29 protein-coding genes and 1 pseudogene are annotated in these 23359 nt (G+C 56.2%); 6 read left to right on the top strand and 24 right to left on the bottom strand.

Translation table 11 applies throughout. The features are described from left to right. Positions 1-4: 4 nt before the first annotated feature. The 22 genes and pseudogenes from ACEWZM_RS03150 to ACEWZM_RS03255 all read right to left on the bottom strand — a co-directional run bounded on the left by ACEWZM_RS03150 (position 5) and on the right by ACEWZM_RS03255 (position 18852). Positions 5-427 carry a hypothetical protein gene (locus tag ACEWZM_RS03150; RefSeq protein WP_414005063.1) on the bottom strand — a complete coding sequence of 141 codons (423 nt, stop codon included), beginning with the start codon at positions 425-427 and terminating at the stop codon, positions 5-7. Then, positions 427-1311, bottom strand: a complete 885-nt coding sequence (locus tag ACEWZM_RS03155) for a hypothetical protein (protein ID WP_414005064.1) — start codon at positions 1309-1311, stop codon at positions 427-429. Before ACEWZM_RS03155 ends, ACEWZM_RS03150 begins: the two co-directional genes overlap by 1 nt. After that, complete coding sequence (locus ACEWZM_RS03160; protein ID WP_414005065.1) at positions 1308-5894, bottom strand: hypothetical protein; 4587 nt, start codon at positions 5892-5894, stop codon at positions 1308-1310. The genes ACEWZM_RS03155 and ACEWZM_RS03160 overlap by 4 nt, the downstream gene beginning before the upstream one ends. 26 nt (positions 5895-5920) lie before the next feature. Continuing rightward, a complete protein-coding gene (locus tag ACEWZM_RS03165) occupies positions 5921-6223 on the bottom strand; it encodes a hypothetical protein (protein ID WP_081497221.1) in 303 nt (100 codons plus the stop codon). 137 nt (positions 6224-6360) lie between these two features. Continuing rightward, entirely contained in the window at positions 6361-6831 is a 471-nt protein-coding gene (locus ACEWZM_RS03170; RefSeq protein WP_414005066.1) for a hypothetical protein, read from the bottom strand. Between the two features lie 87 nt (positions 6832-6918). Then, positions 6919-7365 carry a hypothetical protein gene (locus ACEWZM_RS03175; protein WP_414005067.1) on the bottom strand — a complete coding sequence of 149 codons (447 nt, stop codon included), beginning with the start codon at positions 7363-7365 and terminating at the stop codon, positions 6919-6921. A gap of 64 nt (positions 7366-7429) precedes the next feature. Next, positions 7430-7765 (bottom strand): hypothetical protein, encoded by a 336-nt coding sequence (locus tag ACEWZM_RS03180; RefSeq protein ID WP_414005068.1) that lies wholly within the window; start codon positions 7763-7765, stop codon positions 7430-7432. Between the two features lie 46 nt (positions 7766-7811). Further along, complete coding sequence (locus ACEWZM_RS03185) at positions 7812-8165, bottom strand: hypothetical protein (protein WP_414005069.1); 354 nt, start codon at positions 8163-8165, stop codon at positions 7812-7814. After that, positions 8165-8620, bottom strand: a complete 456-nt coding sequence (locus tag ACEWZM_RS03190) for a hypothetical protein (protein ID WP_414005070.1) — start codon at positions 8618-8620, stop codon at positions 8165-8167. Before ACEWZM_RS03190 ends, ACEWZM_RS03185 begins: the two co-directional genes overlap by 1 nt. A gap of 16 nt (positions 8621-8636) precedes the next feature. After that, entirely contained in the window at positions 8637-8993 is a 357-nt protein-coding gene (locus ACEWZM_RS03195) for a head-tail adaptor protein (RefSeq protein ID WP_414005071.1), read from the bottom strand. Continuing rightward, positions 8990-9595, bottom strand: a complete 606-nt coding sequence (locus ACEWZM_RS03200) for a head-tail connector protein (RefSeq protein ID WP_414005072.1) — start codon at positions 9593-9595, stop codon at positions 8990-8992. The genes ACEWZM_RS03195 and ACEWZM_RS03200 overlap by 4 nt, the downstream gene beginning before the upstream one ends. A 14-nt stretch (positions 9596-9609) precedes the next feature. Next, the gene (locus ACEWZM_RS03205) at positions 9610-9900 is read right to left on the bottom strand and encodes a hypothetical protein (protein ID WP_414005073.1); all 291 of its coding nucleotides are present in this window, start codon (positions 9898-9900) and stop codon (positions 9610-9612) included. Positions 9901-9970: 70 nt separating this feature from the next. Then, on the bottom strand, positions 9971-11173 hold the full coding sequence (locus ACEWZM_RS03210) for a phage major capsid protein (protein ID WP_414005074.1): 1203 nt from the start codon (positions 11171-11173) through the stop codon (positions 9971-9973). A gap of 228 nt (positions 11174-11401) precedes the next feature. Continuing rightward, positions 11402-11872: pseudogene (locus tag ACEWZM_RS03215) on the bottom strand (HK97 family phage prohead protease); the annotation flags it as partial. Continuing rightward, entirely contained in the window at positions 11841-13082 is a 1242-nt protein-coding gene (locus tag ACEWZM_RS03220) for a phage portal protein (protein WP_414005075.1), read from the bottom strand. The gene ACEWZM_RS03220 and the pseudogene ACEWZM_RS03215, both read right to left, overlap by 32 nt. Continuing rightward, positions 13079-14842, bottom strand: coding sequence for a terminase large subunit (locus ACEWZM_RS03225; protein ID WP_414005076.1), 1764 nt, complete (start codon positions 14840-14842; stop codon positions 13079-13081). Before ACEWZM_RS03225 ends, ACEWZM_RS03220 begins: the two co-directional genes overlap by 4 nt. Next, on the bottom strand, positions 14842-15300 hold the full coding sequence (locus ACEWZM_RS03230) for a hypothetical protein (protein WP_414005077.1): 459 nt from the start codon (positions 15298-15300) through the stop codon (positions 14842-14844). The genes ACEWZM_RS03225 and ACEWZM_RS03230 overlap by 1 nt, the downstream gene beginning before the upstream one ends. Positions 15301-15891: 591 nt before the next feature. Continuing rightward, complete coding sequence (locus ACEWZM_RS03235) at positions 15892-16647, bottom strand: hypothetical protein (RefSeq protein WP_414005078.1); 756 nt, start codon at positions 16645-16647, stop codon at positions 15892-15894. Further along, positions 16644-17228, bottom strand: a complete 585-nt coding sequence (locus ACEWZM_RS03240) for a hypothetical protein (protein WP_414005079.1) — start codon at positions 17226-17228, stop codon at positions 16644-16646. Before ACEWZM_RS03240 ends, ACEWZM_RS03235 begins: the two co-directional genes overlap by 4 nt. A gap of 196 nt (positions 17229-17424) precedes the next feature. Continuing rightward, entirely contained in the window at positions 17425-18081 is a 657-nt protein-coding gene (locus ACEWZM_RS03245; protein ID WP_414005080.1) for a hypothetical protein, read from the bottom strand. After that, a complete protein-coding gene (locus ACEWZM_RS03250) occupies positions 18074-18418 on the bottom strand; it encodes a hypothetical protein (RefSeq protein WP_414005081.1) in 345 nt (114 codons plus the stop codon). Before ACEWZM_RS03250 ends, ACEWZM_RS03245 begins: the two co-directional genes overlap by 8 nt. Further along, the gene (locus ACEWZM_RS03255) at positions 18418-18852 is read right to left on the bottom strand and encodes a hypothetical protein (protein WP_414005082.1); all 435 of its coding nucleotides are present in this window, start codon (positions 18850-18852) and stop codon (positions 18418-18420) included. The genes ACEWZM_RS03250 and ACEWZM_RS03255 overlap by 1 nt, the downstream gene beginning before the upstream one ends. Before the next feature lie 589 nt (positions 18853-19441). Between ACEWZM_RS03255 and ACEWZM_RS03260 the strand changes: the two genes are divergently transcribed. Next, positions 19442-19702, top strand: coding sequence for a hypothetical protein (locus ACEWZM_RS03260; RefSeq protein ID WP_040182934.1), 261 nt, complete (start codon positions 19442-19444; stop codon positions 19700-19702). 140 nt (positions 19703-19842) lie between these two features. Here ACEWZM_RS03260 and ACEWZM_RS03265 read toward each other — a convergent pair whose 3' ends face one another. After that, positions 19843-20289, bottom strand: coding sequence for a helix-turn-helix domain-containing protein (locus tag ACEWZM_RS03265; RefSeq protein WP_414005083.1), 447 nt, complete (start codon positions 20287-20289; stop codon positions 19843-19845). A gap of 49 nt (positions 20290-20338) precedes the next feature. Here ACEWZM_RS03265 and ACEWZM_RS03270 point away from each other — a divergent pair, with 49 nt between their 5' ends. The 3 genes from ACEWZM_RS03270 to ACEWZM_RS03280 all read left to right on the top strand — a co-directional run bounded on the left by ACEWZM_RS03270 (position 20339) and on the right by ACEWZM_RS03280 (position 21907). Continuing rightward, positions 20339-20671 (top strand): hypothetical protein, encoded by a 333-nt coding sequence (locus ACEWZM_RS03270; protein ID WP_414005084.1) that lies wholly within the window; start codon positions 20339-20341, stop codon positions 20669-20671. A 4-nt stretch (positions 20672-20675) separates the two neighbouring features. Then, positions 20676-21017, top strand: coding sequence for a helix-turn-helix domain-containing protein (locus ACEWZM_RS03275; protein WP_414005085.1), 342 nt, complete (start codon positions 20676-20678; stop codon positions 21015-21017). Between the two features lie 173 nt (positions 21018-21190). Continuing rightward, positions 21191-21907 carry a helix-turn-helix domain-containing protein gene (locus ACEWZM_RS03280; protein ID WP_414005086.1) on the top strand — a complete coding sequence of 239 codons (717 nt, stop codon included), beginning with the start codon at positions 21191-21193 and terminating at the stop codon, positions 21905-21907. On the opposite strand, the gene ACEWZM_RS03285 is transcribed toward ACEWZM_RS03280, so the two are convergent. Next, entirely contained in the window at positions 21887-22546 is a 660-nt protein-coding gene (locus ACEWZM_RS03285; protein WP_414005087.1) for a hypothetical protein, read from the bottom strand. The two genes, ACEWZM_RS03280 and ACEWZM_RS03285, sit on opposite strands and share 21 nt — an antisense overlap. A gap of 196 nt (positions 22547-22742) precedes the next feature. On the opposite strand from ACEWZM_RS03285, the gene ACEWZM_RS03290 reads away from it, so the two are divergent. Then, positions 22743-23003 carry a hypothetical protein gene (locus ACEWZM_RS03290; RefSeq protein ID WP_414005088.1) on the top strand — a complete coding sequence of 87 codons (261 nt, stop codon included), beginning with the start codon at positions 22743-22745 and terminating at the stop codon, positions 23001-23003. Continuing rightward, on the top strand, positions 23000-23266 hold the full coding sequence (locus ACEWZM_RS03295; RefSeq protein WP_414005089.1) for a hypothetical protein: 267 nt from the start codon (positions 23000-23002) through the stop codon (positions 23264-23266). The genes ACEWZM_RS03290 and ACEWZM_RS03295 overlap by 4 nt, the downstream gene beginning before the upstream one ends. Positions 23267-23359 lie beyond the last annotated feature (93 nt).

Below are 23359 nucleotides of genomic sequence, written 5' to 3' on the forward strand. Positions count from 1 at the left end.
CTCCTTAACGATGAGCGGCGAAGACCAGCGCGAGGCGGGCCATTTCGTCCTTGGCCTGCGCGACCGGGTTCAGGTTGTGCCAGTTGGCGGGATCTGCGGCGGGATCGATGGCCGAGCTGAAATCGGCCTTGGCGCGGTAAGTCAGCCCATCCGAGGGTGACCAGACCGCATCGCCGTCGCTGTAATCGCCAGCGGCCCAGCGATCCGCGTTCACACCGCTTTCAAACGCGGCGCTGGCCTCTGCCACGGCTGCGGCCTGTGTGGCCACCTGCTCTGCCGCTGCGGCGACCTCCTGCGCCTGTTGATTGCTGGCATCGATGAATGCAGGGATCTCGCTGTGGTAGGTGTCCACATCGTCTGAAAAGGTGCTTGGCGCTTGGCTGCGATTTGGCACCTTGGTAAAACTTGGAATTGTTTTAATGGCCATTAGGTCACGCTCTCCACTTCTAGTGACAGCTTGGAAATCGATGGGGTTTCATAGGGAAAGCCAAAGTCGCGCGGATAGCCGTAGGTTATCGTGCCACCGCGTTCCGGATCGCCAATGTAGATGCAGGGCACGTCAGCCACATCCTCAAGAAAATCCGCAACATAATCGTTGTTGCGTGTCTCCACAGCGACGTCATAGCTGACCAGCTTGGCCTTGTGTCGTGACACGATCTGGAAGCGGCCAAACTGGTCGCGCTCTTTGGTCGAGAAGTTGAGCAGGTCGCGACGGGTGCCATAGACTGCCTCCCCGATGATCCGCTGACGGCCAATAAATGCCCCGCCTATCCTGACCTCACCGCCGGTCGGCCCAATCACAGAAATGCGCACCGGCTGCGAATAGGCAGGCAGATCAATGAAGGTCACATCCCGCCGTCTCAGAATAGGCGAGAAGAAGTATTCCCAGTAGTCGACCACCTGGCTGTTATCCAGCAGGCTCTTGGTTTCGTCGTAGATGGTGCCGCCCTGCCCATCCTCAATTTGAACCCGAACCTCTAGGGCATCGAGATTGAGCAGTGTGACAGAGTTCACGACCTCTGAGGGCTGCACAGTGACTTCAATCCGCTCAGTTGCCACCGTCTGCGAGTGGTAGAACTCATCAAACATCTGAAACCGATTGACCACGCCAATGCGGATCCATGTTGGCGGATCCGCATTAACGCCCGTGACGGGATCATCAGCGGTCTCGATCACCGCGCGATAGAGGTCATTGCCGATGCGGCGATCTTCACCCTCTGGCGTGGTGCCCGCCGTCCATTCGATCTCGGACAGCGGGACATCCGTGGTCATGTTTGCCTCTGTGACATCAATAGGCTCGATGATGATCATGCTGCCCCTTTCGTTGTCTGACGATCCCGTTCTGCTCGCTTCAGGGTTCGTTCTGTCGCTCCGGTCGCCTTGGAAATCGGGCCGAGATAGCCTTCATTTCCTTCCCGCAGGCGCACCACTTCTTTGCGCAATTCACGCAATTCCGACACGGTGCCATCGTCTCGCGCACTGCCAACACTGGCTGAGCGAGGTTCTGTGACGATATGCTTTCGCTCCAAGGCTTTGGTCTGGGCTATACGGTTTGCTTCCGCCTGCGCGCGGGTCGCAGCAGCAATCCCAGCTGTCATTTGACCGATAGCACCGCCCAGGGCGTTCACGGCACCAACAACATTCTGGACACCCTGATTGATACTGGGCAGCCCGTTCTCCGCCCCAAGCGCGCCCTCGACCAGTTGCTCCATACTGAGACGGATCGTTTCAAGTTCCGCCATCCGGACCTCAACCCGCTCGGAAACCAGAGCATGTCGATCCGCAGTATGGGTCAATTGCGCAACTGCATTTTCAACCTTGATGGCAGCGACATACTGCCCCAAAGCCATATCCAAGGTTTGGCGGGCGTCCTCCAAGATCTGATCGAGGCGCTGCATCTCTTCCTGATGATGCAGCGTTGCAAGGTCGATTTGCTGCTGCAGCGCATCAACAGCAGCCTCATCAGCTGACATCTCGGATCGTGCTTCTCCGGCACGACCTGAAATGATGTTAGACGTGCGGTAATAGTCAGACAGATAGTCCGCATAGCTGGAGAAACTAGCGGAGTTATCTTCCCCTAACACACCAAGAGCCTTGGATAGTTTTTCGGGATCAGACCCGCCACCCTGGACATACATCAAGGCGCGACGGCGCTCCCATTCAGCCCCTTCTGTATCTACACGCCGACGTGATTGAGCCGCCTCACCCAGAGTTTCAAACAGAGCGCGCGATGCCTCTGCTGCTGCTTCGAGCGTCTCCAGACGTCCGGACAAAGAGCCAATAAGCTGCTCATGTGCGGATGTGATCGCTTCACGCTCGACACCGACAGAAACCTGCAGGCGCTTGAAGCGCAAACGCAACCGATCTTCAACAATACCGAGCTGGCTTTGCAAATCATCTGTTGCAGCCTTGATCGCGGCATTCAGGTCAGACAAAGCAGATCTGATATTTTGCTCTTTGAGTTTCTGCGCTTCAGCCTCCAACTGCGACAGGCTATCGCCCGCCCCTTCCAGGGCGTCCGACGCCTCTTGTGCATTTCCATGCACAACGGCGAATTCATCCGCGAGACCAATCAACGTCACATAGGCGGTACGCCCCTCTTCGGTTGTCCGGTCAAGGCCACCGACCAGGTTGCGGAATTCCGCATGTGTGGTCGGCAAGGTCAGGTTCAATTCTCCTGCCGCCTCACCAAGGGCTTTCTGCGCATATTCCTGCCGCTTGGCCTGCCTTTCCACATCGGTAAACATCAGATCGAAGTAGGAACCGAGGCCGGTTGTGAACTGCTCAACACCGCCAAAGGCGTCCATGAGTGCTGAAGCGCTTTCAGCCGCCTTGAGACTGCCCTCGAACAGTGATTGGTTCAGCAGGCCAAAGCCCTCATTGGCCGTGATCAGTGAACCGCCAAGTCGTGTCAGTGTGTCATACGCGCCTTCGCCTGCCTTTGCGTAATCCTCTGTTTCCAAAACCAGATCCGCCATACCGTCGCCCAGACGGGTCAGCTGGTCCTCGAAGGCCTTCGCAATCTGTTCTTCACTCCCTGCATTCGGGCCGGTCAGCCAGATCGTGAAACCATCTGCTGTGAAGTCATCGATAGCTGTCGAGGCCAACCCTAGCGCTGCCGCCATTTCCTCAACGCTGCTGCGAACTGCCAACGCACCGTCATCCAGCATACTTTGGATTTCAGGCCGCGCGGCGTGGTTGACCTGTTTGTCTCCTCTCAGAAAGCCACCGTCCCAGAAGTCAAATTCAAAACCGTCAAACCCTTCGGGACCAAGCGAACCGCGTACGGCGCGCCCGTCATATTCACGCGAGAGGCCTTTGGATAGAATGGCGATACCGCCTGCGATAATGCCGAGGGCGGGTAGCGCTGCACCAAATGCGCCGAGACCACTGGAAGCCCCGCTGACCAGCCCGCCGAGATTGGCGAAGCTGGATGTGAGACCACCACCAGTGAAGACGCCACCAAGTCCAGACATAATGCCTTGGGCGATCTGACCGCCCCCGAGCAGATTTGCGCCAATGTTGATCAGGCCCCTGCCACCCCCACCGAGAATGCCACCGCCGCCACCAAGCCCGCCTGCGGCTGAGGCGGCGGTTCCAGCAAGCGAGCCGCCGAAGCCAAGTGAAAGCATGATCCGGTTTTTGGCTGCCGTGCTGATCAATTGGATCAGCCAACGCTTGAAGATATCACCCATGCTATTCAATGTGCCCTTGAACCCATTGAACAAACCTTCTGTGAGAGTATCGGTTAGATCGCCCACCAGCGGCAGAGAATCTGCCAATTCTACGTTCATGTTGGCCACTGCCTTGGCCATCTCATCATCAGAGAGCAGCCCCTTGAGCTTAGCAAGTTCGGCCAACTCATCATTGTATCGCGCAATAGGGCTGAGGCTGGCACGAACAGCCGCAGCTTCTTTTTTCAGCTGTTTGGTCGACTTGGCACTGGCGCTCGAAACCTTCTTGAGATTGCGATCTCTCTCGCGCGCAACCGTGCGCTCTTTATCGAGGGTCGCATCAAGTGCGAGACCATGCGCATACTGAGCGGCTTCCGCATCAACGACCATTTTATCCAGCCAAGTCTGAGCGTTTTCACGACGCGCATCAAACTCCAGCTCTTTGCGAAAGCGCTCGGCTTCAACCGCTGCGCTTTTGATCGATTGACCAGCCCGCAGAGCATCAATTTCGGTCTGCTTTGCTGCATTGCTCAAGATCCCGCCGCCGATGGCAGACAGCAATCTCATGATTGCGCTCACCTCTGCATTCACACCCGATAGAGCCGCAGCCCAGTTAAAAGTCTCCCCACTCGCCTTCTGGGTTTCCGCGACCGCCGCCGAAGCGGAGTGAATGACACCTTTCAGCTGAGTAGCAGCCGCCGTAAACGCCGAAGGAATCTTAGCACCTTCAGGGTATATTTTCTGGATCACATCGAGTGCGTTTTGCGCCTGTCGTCGGATATCCTCCAACCCTTGCGCATTTTTCAGCTCATCGAAACCGGATTTGATGGCCATCACCTGCTCTGGCAAAAGGCCAATCGCCTGAGCCGCAATATACGCCTCATCTTCCAAAGCTTCGAAATTCTCTTGGAATATCTGCACCTGTTCAGAGGTCGCACCAAGTGCCTTGTTGCGCTCAAGCGCGCTCAGCGCATCATCCATCTGGGTAATGACAGAAGCCGCATCACTGAGGTTGGCAAACAGATCAAAGTTATCTGTTTTCAGGGCGTCCATGGCCCGTTTTACCGATACACCGGACAGATATTCATATGTTCGGCGAACATCTTCAGCGAAGACACCAAACTCCTCGATCAAATCGACGGTGCTACGGCGGGCGATCTCTGAATATCTGCTGTAGTCATCAAGCGCGCCCACTACCGCATCAACAGCTGAGGCATTCAATCTTGCCTGCTCAGACATCTTTTCTGAGGCGTCACCCATATTCAGCAGCGTAGGTGCCAGCGCGGCACCAATTGCCAAAGCCGTCCCAAGCCAAGGCACAATAGTGCCGATACTGCCACCCAGCATTGAGAAAGCACCGGCAGCTTGAGGAGCCTGCTGCGCAACCGCCCGAAACCAGCCGATCATCGGGCCAGAGACAAACACGTCCTGAATCTGAAAACCCACCTGATTTGCGATGTACCCGAACTTGTTCACACCTTTCTGCGCGCCGGATGATGCAGGGCTGACAGCCGCCAGATTTTGCTTCAGCAGCTGCAGCGTTTCAACGCGCTCACGATCAGAGATCACGCCCGCTTTTTGGGCAGCGGTCAGGGTCTCAACTGCGGCTTCAAGCTGTTTCTTCCTTGCATAAACCGGATCGATGCTGGACCGCAGCCGCTGATAGCTCTGTGCTGCAGCCGCTGTGATGGCAGCTTCCTTCTTTTTGGCCTCAGCCATACGTTCCGCTGCAGAAGTCAGACCAAGATACTTGGTTGCCGCCAGATCCATGACGCGATTTGCATCGGCCTGACTGGCCACACCACTACTGACAGCAGTTTTGACCTTTTCGACAACCGCCTCATATTGCTTGGATTGAGCATAGACCGGATCAAGTGACGCGCGCAGGTTGTCGAAGGAACGGGCATTTCGATCAAGGTCAGCAGCCCATGCACGCGCTGACGCAGAACCGCGGCTGTTTGCCTGGACCAATCCCATGACTGCCAGAGTGTGATCTTTGACCGATGCCTTGGTCTTACTGACATTGGTGTCCCAACCACGTTCCATTGCTCCCATCGATCGCAGGGCATCGCGAGAGGTTTCATCGAAGCTCCCCCTCAAAGAGCGAAGAGAGGACCGGGTTGATTGAACGCCTGAGTGGAACCCAGAAGCATCAAAGGAGGCAGAGGCGCGAACTGCGCCGATTTCGTAAGCCAAAGCCATCACTCCCTTGGATGCCATTCATTGAAACTAAAAAACGCCCCCAATCAGGAGGCGCTTTTGAGAGCCGAAAAACCGGCCTTGAGTGTGTCGTTGATGAGCTGGCGCTCGTACTTGATACCGGGGTCTTTTTCCGGACAGGCCTCATAGGCTGGAGAGACCACAAAGGGGTCGCTGCCAAGGTGAAGCCCGCTCACATAATCGGCGCTCATAGCGCGCAATTGTTGGGCTTCCCAAGGCTCGAGATCCAGCCCCGCCGCCGATGAGAAAGCTCGGATTTCTGACCATGCAATCGGCCTAGCACCGCCCATCGGATCGAAGATGCACCAACCGAGCATCTCCGGTGCCATGAAATCCAACAGGTACTCCACCCCGCTTACGTCTGGAAACCCGAAGTCAAGTTCATGTTTTTGCCAAATCTTGAAACGATTTGACTGCCACTCTTCAGGACGCGCGGCAAGGAATCCCAGATGTCTGGAATAGAGCCTTAGGCGGTCGAGGCGTTTCCCAGGTATCCTGCACGCGAGGCGCTGAAGTCGCTCAGCTGTTTGACAAAGGCTTCCTCATTGGGGTGCGCGTTCAACCGGTTTAGGTTCAGGAGCCATTCCGCATCCTCAAGACCGATCTCTTTCTTGCCCTTGCGGATATTCTTGAAACCGATAATCCGGGGGATGATGATCTTTACCGCCTCGTTATGGAGATCATCGAATGTGACAAAATCATCCTCGCCATCGCCTGTCGACGGTTTTTCTTGTGCCTTGGCTTTTTGACGCATTCGGGATTGCTCACGTACCGACGCGGCCTCCTGGCCCTTCACGGTGATCAGGCAAGGCTTGCCATTATCCGCATAGGGATCTTTGTCATTGTCAAAGAGCGGTTTTCTTGTAGCTGCGCATTTGAGATGATAGTCCGCGCCCTGCTCTGAAGCTGCAACGCTGTCAAATTTCGTGAAATCCATGTGTATTTTCCTTGTTGGCTCGGTGGTTCAAAGGGGCCGGGGGAATGAACCACTTTTCCACCCGGCCCAACCGTTCGCGAGAACGGATCAGACAGTGCTTTCGACGATCTTATCGGGTTGCAATTCGATCGTGGTGGGTGCTGTGACGACCTCACCACCCGCACCCACATTGGGGCGAAACTTCATGACCAGGCCGACCATGTAATAGACAGAGCCGTCCTGAAGCGTGATCGTGAAGTAGTAATCATCATCGCTGGCCAAGGCTTCTTTCATCAGGGCCTGACCGGCATCAGAATTGTCGAGAGCGATGGTGGGGTTCAGCGTACCGTTGTTGTAAGTCCCCTTGCCTTTCTTCGTGCCGCGTAACGCGAGCGGATTATGCGTAACGGTCTCCCACTCTTTTCCGAACTCGCCAACATTGGTGACCTCGCCCAATACGTCGAAGCTAACAGCATCGAAGCCCGCTGCATCGTGAGTGGCAGGCTTCGTCTTTGAGATGCCAACGATCACTCCTGACCCGGTTTGAAAACCCATGTGATTGATTCCTTCTGATGTATGGGAACTTGCGTCTTAGACGCCTGTTGAGGCTGTGCGCCTCTTACTCTGGCTTCGGTTGAAGAGCCTCTGAGAACTCAACGAGGACTTCACCGTCCACATGCGTTGCATCGGCAACGATGCCCCGATAAGTGACGCCATTTGCGAGACTGAATTCCAAAACGCCACCGCGTTCAGGAACCTCTGTTCCCTTGAACTTAGCGACAGGGTGCGAGGTTTCGTTTGCCCGCATCGGGCTGCGGCCCAGCGTGACCCCCTCCACCACGGTGACAGGTGTCTCCGGTTTGGTGCCAAGTGTGGCGCGCGACGGCTTGGAAGGCGGGGCCTTTTCTTCTGCCATAGCTGATCTGTCCGCCAGAGCGGTTGATTTTGTGTCCATAGGAACAGTCCTTTTGCAGTGTTGTGAGTGCCGGATGACCGGCGTTCTATTCGCGCCAGGTCAGCGCAAACGTCAGAGAAACCCGTGCAGCAGCTGCGGGATCATTGCTGAACCCGTCACGAATTGAAGTCAGCTGAACATTCAGGAGGGGACCGCCTAAATGGCCCTCAAGCGCTGCCCGCACATCCTTTTCAACTGGGATACTCTCATTTACATCGCGGCCCCAGCAGTCGATCTGGACAGACCCCCGCATAGGTCCGTTGCTGGCCAAATGTTGATCACGTCGCCCGCCAACCCGCGTCAATGACACGCGCGGCAGGCCCTGCCCATCGCGAAAATTCCCCCATTCAACCGGAACACTCAGAGCCGATTGGAGGAGTTGCAGGAGGTAACCTTCCATCATCGACCCCGCGCGCTGCTACGGTTCAAGGTGGCTTCAATTTCCTTGCCGATTTCTTCGGCAATCCCACTCAAGATTTGATCCTTATGGGCGTCCCAAGCCGGTCCAAGGCTGGGGGCCGGAGCAACCGCGCCAACATATTTGCCGCTCTTGTGATATCGCGGCTCAGTTCCAAACTCGATCAGATGAGCATGTGGTGCGGCATTTGTTGAACCGACGTACATCGTGACGGCTGTGTTCGATGGGCTGACCTTTGGCTGACTTTGGCGCAGCTTTTCTGACACCCCGAAGGCTTCCTGACCCGCACCAGCCCAGAGATTGTTTGCTTCCCGTGCGACCGGTTTAAGCTGTTTTTTCAACGCGCGGCGAATAACGGGCTTTCTTGCTGCGCGCGGCAGTGCGGCCAAGGAATCGTCGATTTCATCAACCCCGGCAAAATTCAAAACGGATCTCATGAGCGTTTTCCCATCGTCATAAGAGGGCACTCTCAACGATGAGATAAACCCATTTTTTGTCGGAGAGGGCATCCACTTCGCGCACGTTGTAGCGCGCGCCTGGCAGATCATCATCCGGCCCGTTTCCGTCAGGCAGTCCGGTGCCAACAGTTCGCATTCGCCAATCCGAGTTGATATCTGCTGCACTTCCCATTTTGCGAATTTTGACCTTGAACACCGCCCGCCCTTGCAGCCGTGCAGCCTCTACAGCCTCTGACCCGCGCATGTAGATCACTTCTGCCCTACATGTCCGCATTTCGGCAAAACTGGTGTCATAGCCACCATATTCACCGGGTTCGCCCCTTTCCGGCCGGTCAAACGCGACACGGATCATAGCGCAAAAGCCCTATATCGTAGAGTTAGCCGGTCAACGCCACGTTGCACTTGTTCAGGAACGCCTTTGGCTGCATCCGCAAGTGGCTGGTCATAGTAGAACTTAACCAACTCGCGCGCCGCTGCCTTAAGATCCTCCGGAACCTCAGCTACCGAAGCAAACCCAGCCGTAAACTCTAGCGACACAGCATCCGGGCGATCAGCAACCGATGGCCACGAATAACCGCCAACTGCAACCAGCTGGCGCAACCGACCTCGCCCAACCAACGCGTAGCGCTCCGCCGGAATTGTTTCAACTGAACCCGCCTCAGTTTGATAACTCAGAGCCTCAACTGAGCGGATACGCGCAAAAGGCAAACACAGGAATTGATCGTCAAAACATGCCCCCTTACGCACCCAAGTTTGTGAGACCAGAGGAAATCCCAACCCGCCGAAGCCATCCCGGTCTACATCCAGCGCCGCAGATGCGGCGGCGATGGCTCGCGAGATTTCCGCATCCAGTTCCGGGTCCTCCCCTTCTGGTGAAATAATGCGCAGTTTGTCCTTGGCATCCGCCAAAGTGATGAGGTCGACCGCGCGCCCTGTAAGCCTCTCTAGCCACATCCACCGCGCTCCCGCTAGTCTTTGGGTTTGGCTTTGCCAGCCGCCTCTGACGGTGCCAAACCATGGCTTGCATTTTGCGGCGGCGCAGTCACCTTCTGTTCCGGCACAACCTGCTGGCCCGCCCCGTCGCCGTCCGGTTCAGTCACCGCCTTAAGATCTGTTTCAACCGCTGGTTCACCTTGGCGCACAGGGGTAAGAACACCCTTAGCCACCAAGTGAGATACAGTTGCCTCTTTGGCCGAACGAACGTCGCCAGACCGATACGGCTTGTCGCCCAAGTGTGGGCGCAACACTGTAAAGTCCATGAAATGTCACTCCAATTTCGAGAGAGGGAAAGGCGACCTGCCGCCTCTCCGATTGATGAGAGAACGGGCGTTAGTCCGCCTGACGTCCAAAATCGCCATAGATGAAAGATTCATCACGATAGACCGCCAGAGCCAGACGCTCTTCCGCCAGGACAGTCACCTTGTTGCGTGTGAAATCATCATTCTGAAAGCCAGTTTCGATGCGAGACGTCCACTGATCGAAGATCTGAGCACCCATATCGAAAGCCCCAACCAACACCTTATCCAGCGCCATGGCTGGGGTTGCGACCACCGGCAAGCCCCAGAGAGTTGGCGACAACGTGCCCTGCGGGTTGCCGATGATATATCGGCCCTCACCATCCTTCAGGGTTTCGATCCACGCCCAGTCCGCAGGGTGCATAACGATACCGGTGGCGGGATATTCAGCCAGCACCGCCTGCAACGCCATATAGCGCACTTTGTCAATCGAAGTCCCAGCTGGGAAACCGGCAGGTTGCGCAAAGGCCGTGGCTTGCGGAATGATGCCATGTAGATTTTCGCCCGTACCATCGCCAAACAGCAACTGCTGCTCTTCCTTAAAGGACAGCCCGTACAGCAATCGGTTGTCGATGATCGAGCGGATCTGCGACACATCGGACAAGGTCTGTTTGGAAGCCCGGATCCAGTGCGCAATGACCTTAGTGCGTGTCTGGATCTCTTCGATCTCAAAATCCGACTGCGGCTTCAAACCGCCCTCAGCAACCACATCCGCATTGTTGGTGAACCCGGTTTCGCGATCATAGTCGATGATGGGCTGGTCCGTCTGCCCCGGCATCAGCAGGCCACGCACCGTCATTCGGCGCTGCGGCATCGGTGCAATGCCAGGCAAATGATTGGAATGCACAGCCGCGCCCATGCCACCGGCACCGCCGGTGGTGGTGGTCAGATCCGCCTTGACCATCAGCTCTGCGCTGTCGCTCTTGCGCGGGTTGTCCTTGAAGCGCTGGAACTCGTCGCTCTCGGTAAACTGGCTGCCAACAGATTTCACATCTGCCCCTGCACCGCCTCCAGAGCGATCGAGTTTTTGCTCCAGCTCTTCCAGGCTGCCCTTGAGACCGCCAAGCTCAGTCAGGGCGTCATCGGCCTTTTCCTTCATCGACTGGCTCAGGCTCTCACCCGCCTTGGCTTTGCCCAGGGCATCCTCTGCGATCTCCTTCACCGCATCGAATTTACTTTCAAACGCGGCTTTCATTTCCACTGCAAGCTCTGCAGCGGATTTGGTTTCTCCCGACATGGGGAACCTCCTCTAAATGTGGGATGTGGTTTTGGGTTTAGAACCCATGAGGGTCGTTATAAAGACCCTCGCTTCATTCTCCGCTGCAGCAGGATCCCCCTGCCCTTTCAGATGGATGCGCGCGGAACGCTCCGCCTGTGAATTCGAAAGGCCAAATCCCTTGGCCAACTTTCCGAACTCCCGCTCTGTCAGCCGGTCCCCGGCCTTGAGCTTATCAATGAGATCTGAAGGCACATCGCCCGTGCTGGCCACTCGCGCAGTCGGCAGCATGGGAAAGGTCACCAGAGACACTTCCCAGAGATCAACCTCTTGCAACACGCGATTGCCGCCGTCGTCTTTTTGCGCATTGATGGTTCGATAGCCGATCGACAATCCGTCTATCGAGCCAGCCTTTATCAAAGCAACCGCCTCTCGCCCTTTCTCGACTTCGGTCAAGATCCGACCCTTAACCCAAAGCCCACGGTCATCCTCGCGCAGGTCCTCCCAAACACCAATCGGGCGTGAGGGATCATGCTGCCATAGCATTTTCACCTTGCGATCCTGTGCCGCCAATTTGGCGAGGCTCGCGCCATAGGCCCCAGGAGCGACGATATCTCCGCCCTGATCCACTTCACCAAACAGGCTGGCATAGCCCTCAATCGCGCCATCTGTAGCCGCAGCCTTGAGGTCAAACACCATATCCTTTGTCTCGATCGACATCGCTTTCTCCTGTATCTGTGAGCGGAATATTCTGCATCTGCATGCGCACGACATCGCCACCAGACACAGGCGACTTGCCCTCCAGCTTGCGGATCTCATTGATGGTCATGCCGCCAATCTGCGCCATGGTCTGATAGAAGCTGGCGCGACTGGCGCTATCGCCCCGCAACAACCCATCCATATTGATCCGTACCGAGATCCCCGCCGCCCGGTCTGCTGGCGTCAGCAACTGCTTGCGCACCGCCTGCTCAATCCGCTTTACCCTGCGGCGCAGATAGAATTTGGTGAACATCAGAACCTGCTGATCCACGCTTGTCGGCCAGGCGGTCGAGGCCCCCGCATGCCCGATCAAAGCAGGCGGCACCTGAAAGAATCGGCAGATCTCTTCAACAGAGAATTGCCGCGTCTCCAGCATCTGCGCATCTTCCGGCGAAATGCTAATTTGCTCATATTCGAAACCACCCTCCGCAATGAAGGGTTTCCCTGCGTTCACTGCTCCCAGGTATTTCTCGACGATTGCATCTGCAATCGCGCGCTCTTCCGGGTTAAGCCATTCCTTGAATTTGATCAGGCCAGAAGGGCGCAAACCGTTTTTGAACATCCCTGCTGCCGCCCGCTCCGCCGCCAGCGCAGAAGAAAAAGTCTGCAGCCCAAAACGCAGGGTGGACATACCACCCAAGGGATTGCCGCCTGGACCACGAACATGGAACACATCGCGATCGAGCTTTACATAAGACGTGCCGTTGTCGCTCCAGCGATACTCTATGCGTCCAGATTCCAACCGCCTCACCGCCATCGCCTCCGGATGCACCGGATAGAGCGCAGTCACCTTCCCGTCCTTACGCACTACTGAAGCGTAGGCGTTGCCCCAAAGCTCCAGCGACAGGTTCATGAAGTCCCAAAAATCCAGCGCTGTCTGGTCAAAATTCGGACTTTCATAGATCACCCGGTGCAACGGATGAGCACTGGCCACCTCGGCAATTCCGTCCTCCGTTTGCCGGGTCGCCTCAAAGGGCAGTGAGGACAGCGTGCCGCTGATCAGATTGGCACAGCCCCAGACCGCCGAAAGCCCAAGGCTAGACTGCGCACTGACCAATTCACCGGCATTGCCCGCTGCGCCAGCCTGCCCCCGACCATCGGTCCATTTTACCGAGCTTGCGGATTTGAGCTGCAGCCCCACGGCTGACAGCGCCTTGTTGATAAGGCTCATGAGGAGGCTCCAAGTGCTGCAAAAAAGCTGCCGCGTCGTTCCGCGTCGCTTGTATCTTCGGGCACCTGGCACAAGGGCCAGATGGCATTCATGGTAGCGATCATCCCATCAATGGAATCCTCTGGCACCTGTTTGGTTGGATAGATGTAGTCACCGCCCTGCACCTGTTTCTGCAGGGTATTACCGGCCATCCAGGTCAGAACCTCATTGCCGTCATTGACCACCCGGTGATCTTCAACGCTGGCAATCAGCTTGTTGAAGGGCTCATTCAGGTTTGCGGCCCGCGATCGCAACTCAACGGCTGTGATCCCGGCGTTTTCCCAATTCGCGGCCATCTGCGCCGCAAAGGCCGCATCATAAACCACCATCTCAACATCAAGCGCCGGCACATCAGACCAGCCCCAAGTATCATCGCCCAGACCGGCAAGCTGCAGAACAAGCGCCTCAACGATATTGAGATCCAGCTCAGCCCCCGGCGTGGTGTAGATCAGGCCCTTTTTCTTCCAGCCCCAGAGGTGTTCATTGCCAGGTGAATCCACGATTTTCTGCGGCAAGAAGTGCCAACTGAACAGGCGATAGAGCTTCCCATCCGGGATCAGCGCCACAACGCTAGCCGGATCTTTCCGGGTTGCCAGATCCACCCCGATATAGGCTTTCTGCCCCCGATACTGCGCCAGTGTCATGCTGGCATCTTCGCTGGCCCGCCATGCCTCCATATCGATGGCTGCCGCGCCAACACTGGTCCAAATATCCAAGTGTTTCCGCAGGAACTCGCCCATTGCTGCCGGACTAGCCGCTGCCTTTTCCCACTCGTCTTGCATGTATTCCAGCGACTTTGCGGTATGCAGACTAGGATTGGCCTTTGCCCAGGTTGCAGGATCACTGGGTTCGTCACCTTCATCGGCTTCAAAGATTAGGCCAAAATAACGTTCGTTCTTCCGGTCGCCATCCAGCAGGCTCTGCAGATATTTACGCTGCTCGAAACAAATGCCACCAGTGTTAAAACCTGCTGTGGTAATGGCAATCAGCAGCGGTTGCTCACGCGCCCCAAGTGCCGAAGCCATAGAATCCCAGACATCACGTTTATCATGCTCGTGCAGCTCATCCACGATCGCACAATGCGGGTTCTTGCCATCCTTGGATTTCGTCTGGCTCGCAATCGGCTGGAACACCGCCGCCGGATCCTGCGTCTTTATCTTATGCTCTTCGACCGTTAGCCCCAGGACCTCATCTAGACCCACACCGTCAGCCTCGCCAGTCACCGCCATGACACGCGCCGCATCAAAGACAATCCGTGCCTGATGCGTCGATGCCGCCGCCGAATAGACCTTGGCACCCGGTTCGCCATCTGGCCCCAAAAAGTAGAGACCCACACCAGCTAACAGCGTGGACTTGCCATTCTTGCGCGGCACCTCAACATAGGCGGTCCTAAAGCGTCGCAGCCCCGTTACCATATGACGCCAGCCACCAATCTGGCTGATCATGAAGGCCTGCCAAGGCAGCAACGTCAGGCAATCACCGCGCGCCGCCCAAGCTCCCTCGATATGCGGCAGCGCCTCGATAAAGGCACACATATGCTCTGAGGCCTCGCCATCGAACACATAAGGGAACTCATCCGTTCCGGCCCGCTTCAGATCCCTTTTGAAACGCTTGCAGGCCTGCTGAATCCGGCGGCAGGACGGTACATTCCCCGCCAATACGTCTTCTGCCCAATCAAGCCCGCGCTGGGTCACCGGCGTTGAAAACGATGTATCCAGCATCAAGACGGCCCACGCTTGCGGGTCAAAGGTCGGAACGGAGTAATCACCTTGCCGCCATGCTCGCCGTCTTTCGGCACATGATCATCGAACTGATCCATAAAGCTCGTCTGAGTAGAATCGCCTACCTTCGCTCGAATGTAGGGCGTTCCAAGAAGCTCTTTCTCCAATGCCTTCAATTGGTTGATATGAGAGGATCTCTGCTGGCTAAGGCCAGAGAGGTAGTTCCCCTCTGTCGCCTCGAACCCCTCCTCGACAATCAAGACAGACAGCCGATCAAAGGCGGCACGGTGCACCGCGTAGCGCACGACCTGGCCAAAAACCGGCTCATCAATTCTCTTTTCACGCTTCAGGTAGCGAAGGATGCTTTCGCCATGCGCCCGCTCGACCTCATCAAAATGAGGGGGCCAGCCTCCGAGAAGGTCGACCAGTTTCTGAATGTCTGTGCCGGTGTGGTGCATACCCCCCCCTATAAAATTTGCGCGCGAATAAATCCGATTACCCACGCCGGTTTCAGCCTTGGAGGTTCCAGACTTTCAGAGCCCCCCTCCCTTGACAGCGCGCCTCTCAGCCCGCTGCTTCTTAATGTCGTGACAACTCTTGCAAAGTGACTGCAACGCACCGAACCAAAACAATCCATAGTCATCCCGGTGTGGGACCACGTGATCCGCGACGGTAGCCAATTGCTTTGAATGGTCAGGACAAAGACGACACAACGGCTCGGCATCAAGCTGCTTCAAACGCCTGCCATCTTTCCCGCGCCAACCAGCACTATTGTACCATTTGCGGCTCGGCCTCGCGGTTCGCTGCTTTACCTCAGAGGGCCTGTCTCGCTCTCGTTTCTCCGACCGCGCATGCGCATCACAGTAGCCGGTCCCGACCTCGACCAGGCGGAAACATCCCTGATGCGCGCAGGGCTTCTTTGGCATCCAGCGCCCCTTCGCAGATTTCAGATGATACAACGCAAAAGCGCCCGCCGGTTTCCCGAGGGCGCATTTCGTGATGATTTACTATTCATGCCTCGCAGGTGACTTAAGTGTCAACACCCTTTTTCACCCTGACAGATCATAGCCCTGCATTCTGTCCAGAGCGCCGCAGAGAGATAGGCGCAGCGCACCAACTGCCTGCCCGTTCTTTGCCCAGCCATGCGAAGCCAAGACGCCTTCTAGCGGCAAATCGCCAAGACAGACCAAATCAACAAGTCGCCGAACATAGATGGCCGACCGCTTGCGCCCGCCATTCTGCGAGGGGCGTATGCGCCGCACCTCCTTTGCCAACCCATCGCCAATCCTACGCTGCAACGCGCGCAGCCGCTGGAAGTCGCGCAAGATCGCCTCTTCACGATCACCGCCACCACCGCTGGAATTGACCGCCTCAAGGGAGGAACACTTGACACCCGATGCGCTCACTCGCTCCACCAGCGCGGCATAGTCTCGACCCGCGCTGATCTGCCCGGGCGTGAACGGCGGCACATAAGGCTGTGGATCTTTCCCCTCTTTCTCCAACCGGTGCTGAACCGCCCGATGCGCCTTACGCGCGGCGCGTTCCATCTCATCGAACACATCTGCGACCCGCGCGGCATCCTTACCTTCATGCCCTGCCTTCAGCGCCGCAAAGCCACCATTGCCCGTCGCCCGGATTTCTCGCGGAGTGAACTGGATCATAGGACCACGACCAGGGGCCAACCGAATTTCATCACCACAGGCCAGCGGAACAGCGCAGCGCGCCTTGATTGCGGCAATACGATCAGCCTCAGCCTGTAGCCGCGCAACACCATCGGACGCAACGATCACCACATGTTCAGTCATGCTGCACCCCCACTCTCGACGATCGCAACAATGCGCCGGCATTTCTCTGCTGCCTGCGCCCGCGCAGCCCGCAGCCGCTGATCTTCCTCAGATACGACACCGCCGCGCTGCTCGGCCTCAGTCATCCGAGTGATGCGCCGCTTGACCTCAACTGACCGCTCGCGGATCTGGCGAACATCGTATTCGCGCGGCCACACCCGATGGCTCCGCAGATGCGCCAACAGTTCCGGCGCGAAATCCTCCGCCATCGCAGCCTTACCGAGGGCACCACCGAACACCGCGCGGAATAAGGGCGATGCATCATCGGCGGGCGCTTGGATCTGCGCAGCCCAGCCCAGCACCTTGGCAGCAATCGGAAACCGATCCTTGCTCTTGCCGCTCGGCATCGATCGCACCTGCTCGGCCAGCGCCTGAAGGTTCAGATCCGTCATATAGGCCAGCTTGCCGCAGAGTTCGTCCTGCATCACCTTGAATTGCGCCACCGTCATTCCCGAGGGCCTCACCAACCCCAACCGGGTCAGCGGATCAATCAGGTGCTCCCGCACCCGCTTTTCGCCCGCTTGTTGCTCTCTAGCGTCCATGTCTGCTCTGCCTTTATTCTAAGCAATTCCAAGTTATCCACAGGCGTCCCGCCAGAGTTCTGCGCCAATAAGGTGTTTTGTATTTTTCTGTATTTTTTTGTTCTGTCCTGTAGGGCAATTTCACTTACAGGGTGAAATCATCCTGAAATGTAGTGAAATCATTTCAGCTGCATTTCAGGTGTATTGCAGATGAATGTCACCGCTCCCGCGCGGCGCTTATCGGGGTAACCTTGCCAGTGTAGCCCAACACCTCGATCATGGCCGTCCGCACATTATCAGGTGTTATGTAGAGGCCAGATTGCGCGAAGAATTCTGCAAGCGCTGTGACAGCGCGATCATCACTGACGATGTGTTCATCAACGCCCATGGCCCGCATCTTGTCTCGAATTCTGAACTTTTTGGTAGCAAGGTTCTGCGCCTCCCGAGCGTGATCACGCCCCTTTTTGCGCTTGTGCATATCCTGCACGATGTCTTCAATCATGCCCGGATGACCGAGCTTGGTCTCAAACTCGCCCGTGCGCGGATCCTCAACCAGGACCGGCACCCAGCCATAGAGCACGTTTTCTTTTGCCTGTTGCCACTCCTCCATGCAGTGAAAGTGGGCGAGGTCCGCCAAGTCAAGATCACCGGGTGGCAGGGTGCCAGCCGGATCTTGACGCATTGATTCAGCCCACAAAATCACCGCAGTTCCGATATCTTCGCGCCGCCCAGTGACGCGGCAACGTCGCACGAAACTTGAGCCTAGAAACCTATGAGTGAAGAAGGGGAACCAATCATGAGATGACAGAGTGTCACCCCTCTTCAGTGGCCAAATATCCTGCGGCGCATTCGGACACTCAATTAGATCATCCATTCTGACCTCCCTGCTGCTCTGATTTTTGTTGGTGACCGGCTGAAACGCGCGGCCATGCGCTTACTGCCTCAGGTACACGCGGCCCTCGCCCAGAATGATGCATGAACGCACGCCCAGCCTCGGCGACCGCTGAGAACTTGCCCGCCATATACCGTGCTTGCACTGCATCGGGGTCAAATCCCGCCATCACGCATGTGAAGCGGAAATCACGGCCACCAAACCGGAACCACTCGCACGCAGCATCGCGCGCATCGCAGGCGACCGGTGCATCCCCCTCATAGAGAGTATCCGATACAGCCAGGGCCAAGATCGCCCGCCAAAGATCCCGCTCAGCCATCAGGCACCCCCATTCAGCAAATACACAGGCCGCATCGCGCCCAACCCGGCGCAGACAGCGCGCCAAACCTCTGCCGACTGACGCCAGCCCTCGATCGGCGGCACCACGACAACCTCAGCAACGCGAGAAACCGGGCCAACCTCAGCGCTGGCCGCGCCAGCCTCAAACGCCGATAGCGCAGGCGACAAGGGCAGCAGCCCTGCCCCACTCAACAAACCCGCCCATTCCGCCGCATAATCAGCCGCCAACACCGGACCACCGGGAAAATCCGAATAGGGCGTGGCGAGGCAGGCAATCCGCCCCCGTTCACGCGCGGCAACGTCATCAAGCGTCACCCCGTCGCGCAGCAAATCTGTGACGCCCCAATACCAGCGCAACCAGACCCAATCGGGCCGGTCAGGAAACGCCAAAGCGCAGGATTGAAGGTCAAGCATGGCAACCCCCTTGGAAAAAGGAGCGCGCGGCACAAGCTGCACCAACGCGCCCAAGTTCCAACAGGGAGGATAAGGGGGCCACATGCAGGCGCGCCTGCCCCCAATCGGCGACGAAGCGAGGGTGGCGGCCCTCTGTGCCCGCTGCGTTTCTTACAGAGCTAACCAAATCCGCATAGCCAACTGAACGAGAGAACATCTGATGCTGAATTACTGCCCATAGCGTCACGCGGGACACGTACCATCGGACACAGGGTGCCACCCGAAATCCGTAAAGACAGAGTAAAATCAGCAGTCTACTACGGGAAATGCTGATTTTAATATTACGGATCGATATCTGATACTTACGGGAATGGGGTCCTCTGAAAATTACAGACTTCCACGGCTTTCCACAGCGTTTCCCAACTATTGGGGATTGAGAAACGATGGGGCCACATTTGATATTTTGTGTGCTGGGACGACGATTCGCAGTCATCGCCCCAGCTGAGGAACCCGCGCACTCACGCAAAGCGCGGAACCAAAGGATCGCAGGCACGATACCAATAGTGCCCTGTGCGGTCCGGCCAACCACGTCCCGAAAGGAAAAACCGACATGGCTGACTTGTTTGGGGAAGGACCCCCATACGAAAGACACCCAATTACGGGTGTCAAATTGAATGTCACCGCAAAGAAGCGACCTGCACTCGATTTCATCGAGGCAGTCACTGCGCACATCATGTTTTTTCAAGGTGTGTCGGTCACACTCATTGCGCAGAAACTGGGCACAAACCCAGCCCGCGTTGTTGAGGTATTCAAAGGTGAAGAACACCCGGATGCTAAAACTGAAGCCTACAGGCTTCTGAGAGCAGCTTAATCCAAGAAGCAATACCATCCAGGGGGAAACGGGGACCACATGCAGACGCTCGTGTTCCCAATATGAGCACCAATGAGGGTGGCGGCCCTCTGTGCTCGCTGCGTTTTTGAAATCGCCCTGCGCTTGTCTGCCGCGCAAGGTCATCGCTTGCCCTGCACACTGTTGCCACGAGCAATTGGCTCAATGAGGTCAATCACCTGTTGAGCGAAGGGCTGCAGGACCGCAGCTTCGCGGTGATCGACGTGACCGTCCTGTACGGCTTCAGCCAATTGGGCAGCAAACCCGGTCAAGGTACAGAGCGCGCGCATGTGTTCTGGGTCTTCAGTTGTGCCCTCTTTTGCACTCTGACCCGCCACAGACAGCAAATCGCTTGTAAAGCTAGGCCCGAGCACAGAACAAAGGGACAGCAGGTTTGCCAATGAAGGCGAAGCACCTTGCACGTAGCTCTCCAATGTTCGCGTCCTGATGCCGGTCGCATCCGCGAGGGCAGCAAAAGTATAGCGGCGTCCGCGACCTACGCGAAGGCGCAGCGCATCCTCAAGCTTCCGAACCGCAAGATCCTGCGGAATGACAGTTTCGTTTGTCATGGCAATCCTATCAACACGTGGCCAAGTTGAAGACATGGAGACATGCGATTTGCAGATGAAACCGACACACCTAGAACTGACGGATTGGTCGGATGGAAAAGCGGGTTCATTGCCTGCCCTTCATGACCTGATGCAGATAGGCGATAAGCCGTTTTTGCCTGTCGGCGTCTTTAGCCTGCCTCCGTTTGGCGCGCTCATAGAGCAGGGCATCCCCACAGGCCCGCTGGCCGATAGTGGTAACACTAAAGCCAGTTTGCTCTACGAGGTCGTCTATCGTCTTGATGATATCAATGTCTGGCATGTCGCCACTTTTTGGCATTTGCCAACTTTTGTCAATCGGCAAATGCCAAATTGCTCTTGGCAAGTGCCAAGATTAACATAGCTGCATGAGCAAGAGCGCATTTTATCAGAGACTTGAAGCCCGCATGAGAGGTCTCGGCCTAAGCATTGCGGATCTATCTCGCCTGTCGGGCATACCCTACCATCAGATACACACCTGGGGTAGACGTGAGAATGCTATTCCAAATGCTGAGGCACTCGAAAAGGTCGCATCAGCGCTCAGTGTTTCGACTGGTCATCTAATGAACGGCCTACCGATTGATGATCAAGACGATGGCCTTCGTGGTGAATTGCAAGATCTATTAAATCAACTAAGTCAGGAAGAGCTGCGTGTTTTGAAAGCTGCTGCAGAAGCAATGCGCGCCGGGGGTCGTCAGGAAGATCAATAATCCTGCGAAGTAGCCCGATCACCTCCTCTGCCTCCTCCCTAATATCTTTCACCAGAATTCCTCACAGATGTAATTTTTTGCGATTGTTTTTCGCGCTTAGATTGTTGACCCTCAATTAAACGCATGTCAACTATGGCTAAAATAGTTGTCATACGTCCACTTGGAGGGGTGCAATGGATAATCACCGCAAGCTAATCGGAGAGCGTATTAAGGCGGCCTGTGACATATCAGGCGTCAGCCTAAAGAAAGCCTGCGCCCTAGCGAAAGTGAAGTACAACACGACGTTCAACCAAATCCGGCTCGGTCGAGACGTTCCAGCCACAACAGTAGGTGAGATTTCGGCGGCGCTAGGCGTCCCGCTAAATTTCTTTTTTCCCCAAGGTGAAATTACCCAAAACGCCCCTGAAGGCAAAGACGCGCGGCTGGCGCGAAAAGTAAACTGGCAACGAGCAAAAGTAACCAGAGCCGGTTTCGAAGTGACAACCGATCACATTCTGGATTGGTATAGGGAAGAGGGTGCAAGGCTACGCAACTGGCAGTGGTTCGCCGACCAAGTAGACCTGTACAACCCCCTTGAAGTCTGCGACCGACTCATGCGGCCAATTAGCTTCGGTACCAATAGTATCACTATGGAACGCCTGCTACTTTCTTCAAAAGAAGACTATTATCAAACGGTTGGTGCCATGAGCCAATCACGGCTCGACCATGCGATGCAATCGCACAAAGCGGCTCAGTGCGTCGGGTTCGTTGTTTCTGATGAGGAAATCAACGAAGTAATCAAAGGGCAAAAAGTAGTAGCTGGTTACAGGAAAATCACGATGCGAGTGCAAGATGACAACGATCAGCCTGTAACCGCTGTTTTTTCGAAATTAACCTGGCTGAGGGGCTAGCCTATTCTCGAACTCTGATCTTCCCTCGACCAAGTAAAGCTGATCGTTGGATAGGCCGTCGGGTGGTGGCGAAGTCCAGCGTACAGCAGCCTCAAATATACTCCCAAATCTATATACTCGCGCAAGCGGGCGATGCTCTGTGTTGATGATCGTGTAGATCTTATCAAAGGACCACATACGCATGGAGATGAGCTTCGCGTACTCAATAAAAGCTCCCAGTTTGGATATGCTTCCCTGCTCAGATTTTGCAACCTGAACCCCGCCGAAGTACACAATCTTACCGTGTAGTGCGCGCTGAATATCCTCAGAAACAGACCCAACCGGACACTTCTGATTTGGATACTTCCCCGCGCAAAGTTCACGCCAATAGCACTCAAACCCCATAGGGGTCAGGTGTATAAATCTGGCGGCGATGCAGGCTATATGTAGATCACCCCTTTTCAGTGTTAACCAAAAAGCCTGCCCCTGATCTATCTGCCTCGGTTCGATCTCAGATACCGGATGAACGGCCTCCTTTCCCACACTGCACATCATAGTTTCTATTTCTGCACGTCCAGCCACCAAGCAGGCATCGAGGCCCCACCGAGAAAATTTTCCTTCAAGATCTTGAAGATGCTGAGAAACAACGTTTTTGTCCATGTTACCTTTCTCCATTTGAAATGCCAAAGCCCACGCTCTGGCTGATAGAAGATTGCACTTCTGCGCTCGCAGCTGGCTACGAGTATTGGGCGAAAAGTCGGCAAGGGATTTCTGGCAATTTGGCAAATGCCAAATTTTTCATTGCCGTTTGGCAAATGCCAAACTATGCTGTCGCTTGAGCAACAGGAGAGACAGCATGCACAATGCACATTGCCTAGCGTCTACAGATCAGGCGGCTGCAAGCCCATCCGACCTAATATCCGATGGAAATCTGCGCGATCTCGCATCACTCGACCCCAACACCTCTCTGGCCACAGTGTCAGACGAAGAGTTGGCCGCTATGGCACGCCATTTACTACCAGACATAGCTGGTGAGCTTTTGGCACATCGCCACATGGCCGCGCAGGGCTACTCAAACCGCCCCCCGGCACTGATCGCCCAAGGCGCGATCGCATGACCCGCCAGCCCTTTGCCGAGATGCTACCCGCCCAGCAGGCAGGGATCCTCTGCAATGATCCGCGCTTTCAGGAATTCGCCGCACAGCGCAGCGGCTTTCCCGGCACATCGCTGATGTCCAGCGCCGCCGCTGAATACGTCCGCATGATCTGCGGCGTGAACAGCCGTGGCCTGCTCAATAGCAACAAGGCCGCTGCCAACCGCTTCGCCGCCCTGCGCACCGAATTCGACGCCTGGACAGGCAAAATCGCGACCCCACGCTAAGAAAGGACCCACGTGTGATGACACTGACCAAGCCCCCCGCCCTGATGAAGGCTGAAACCCCCTAAGCCGGATAGAGCACCCGCAGCATAGACG

The sequence above is a fragment of the Phaeobacter cretensis genome (genome assembly GCF_047372505.1).
Lineage (GTDB): Bacteria > Pseudomonadota > Alphaproteobacteria > Rhodobacterales > Rhodobacteraceae > Phaeobacter > Phaeobacter cretensis.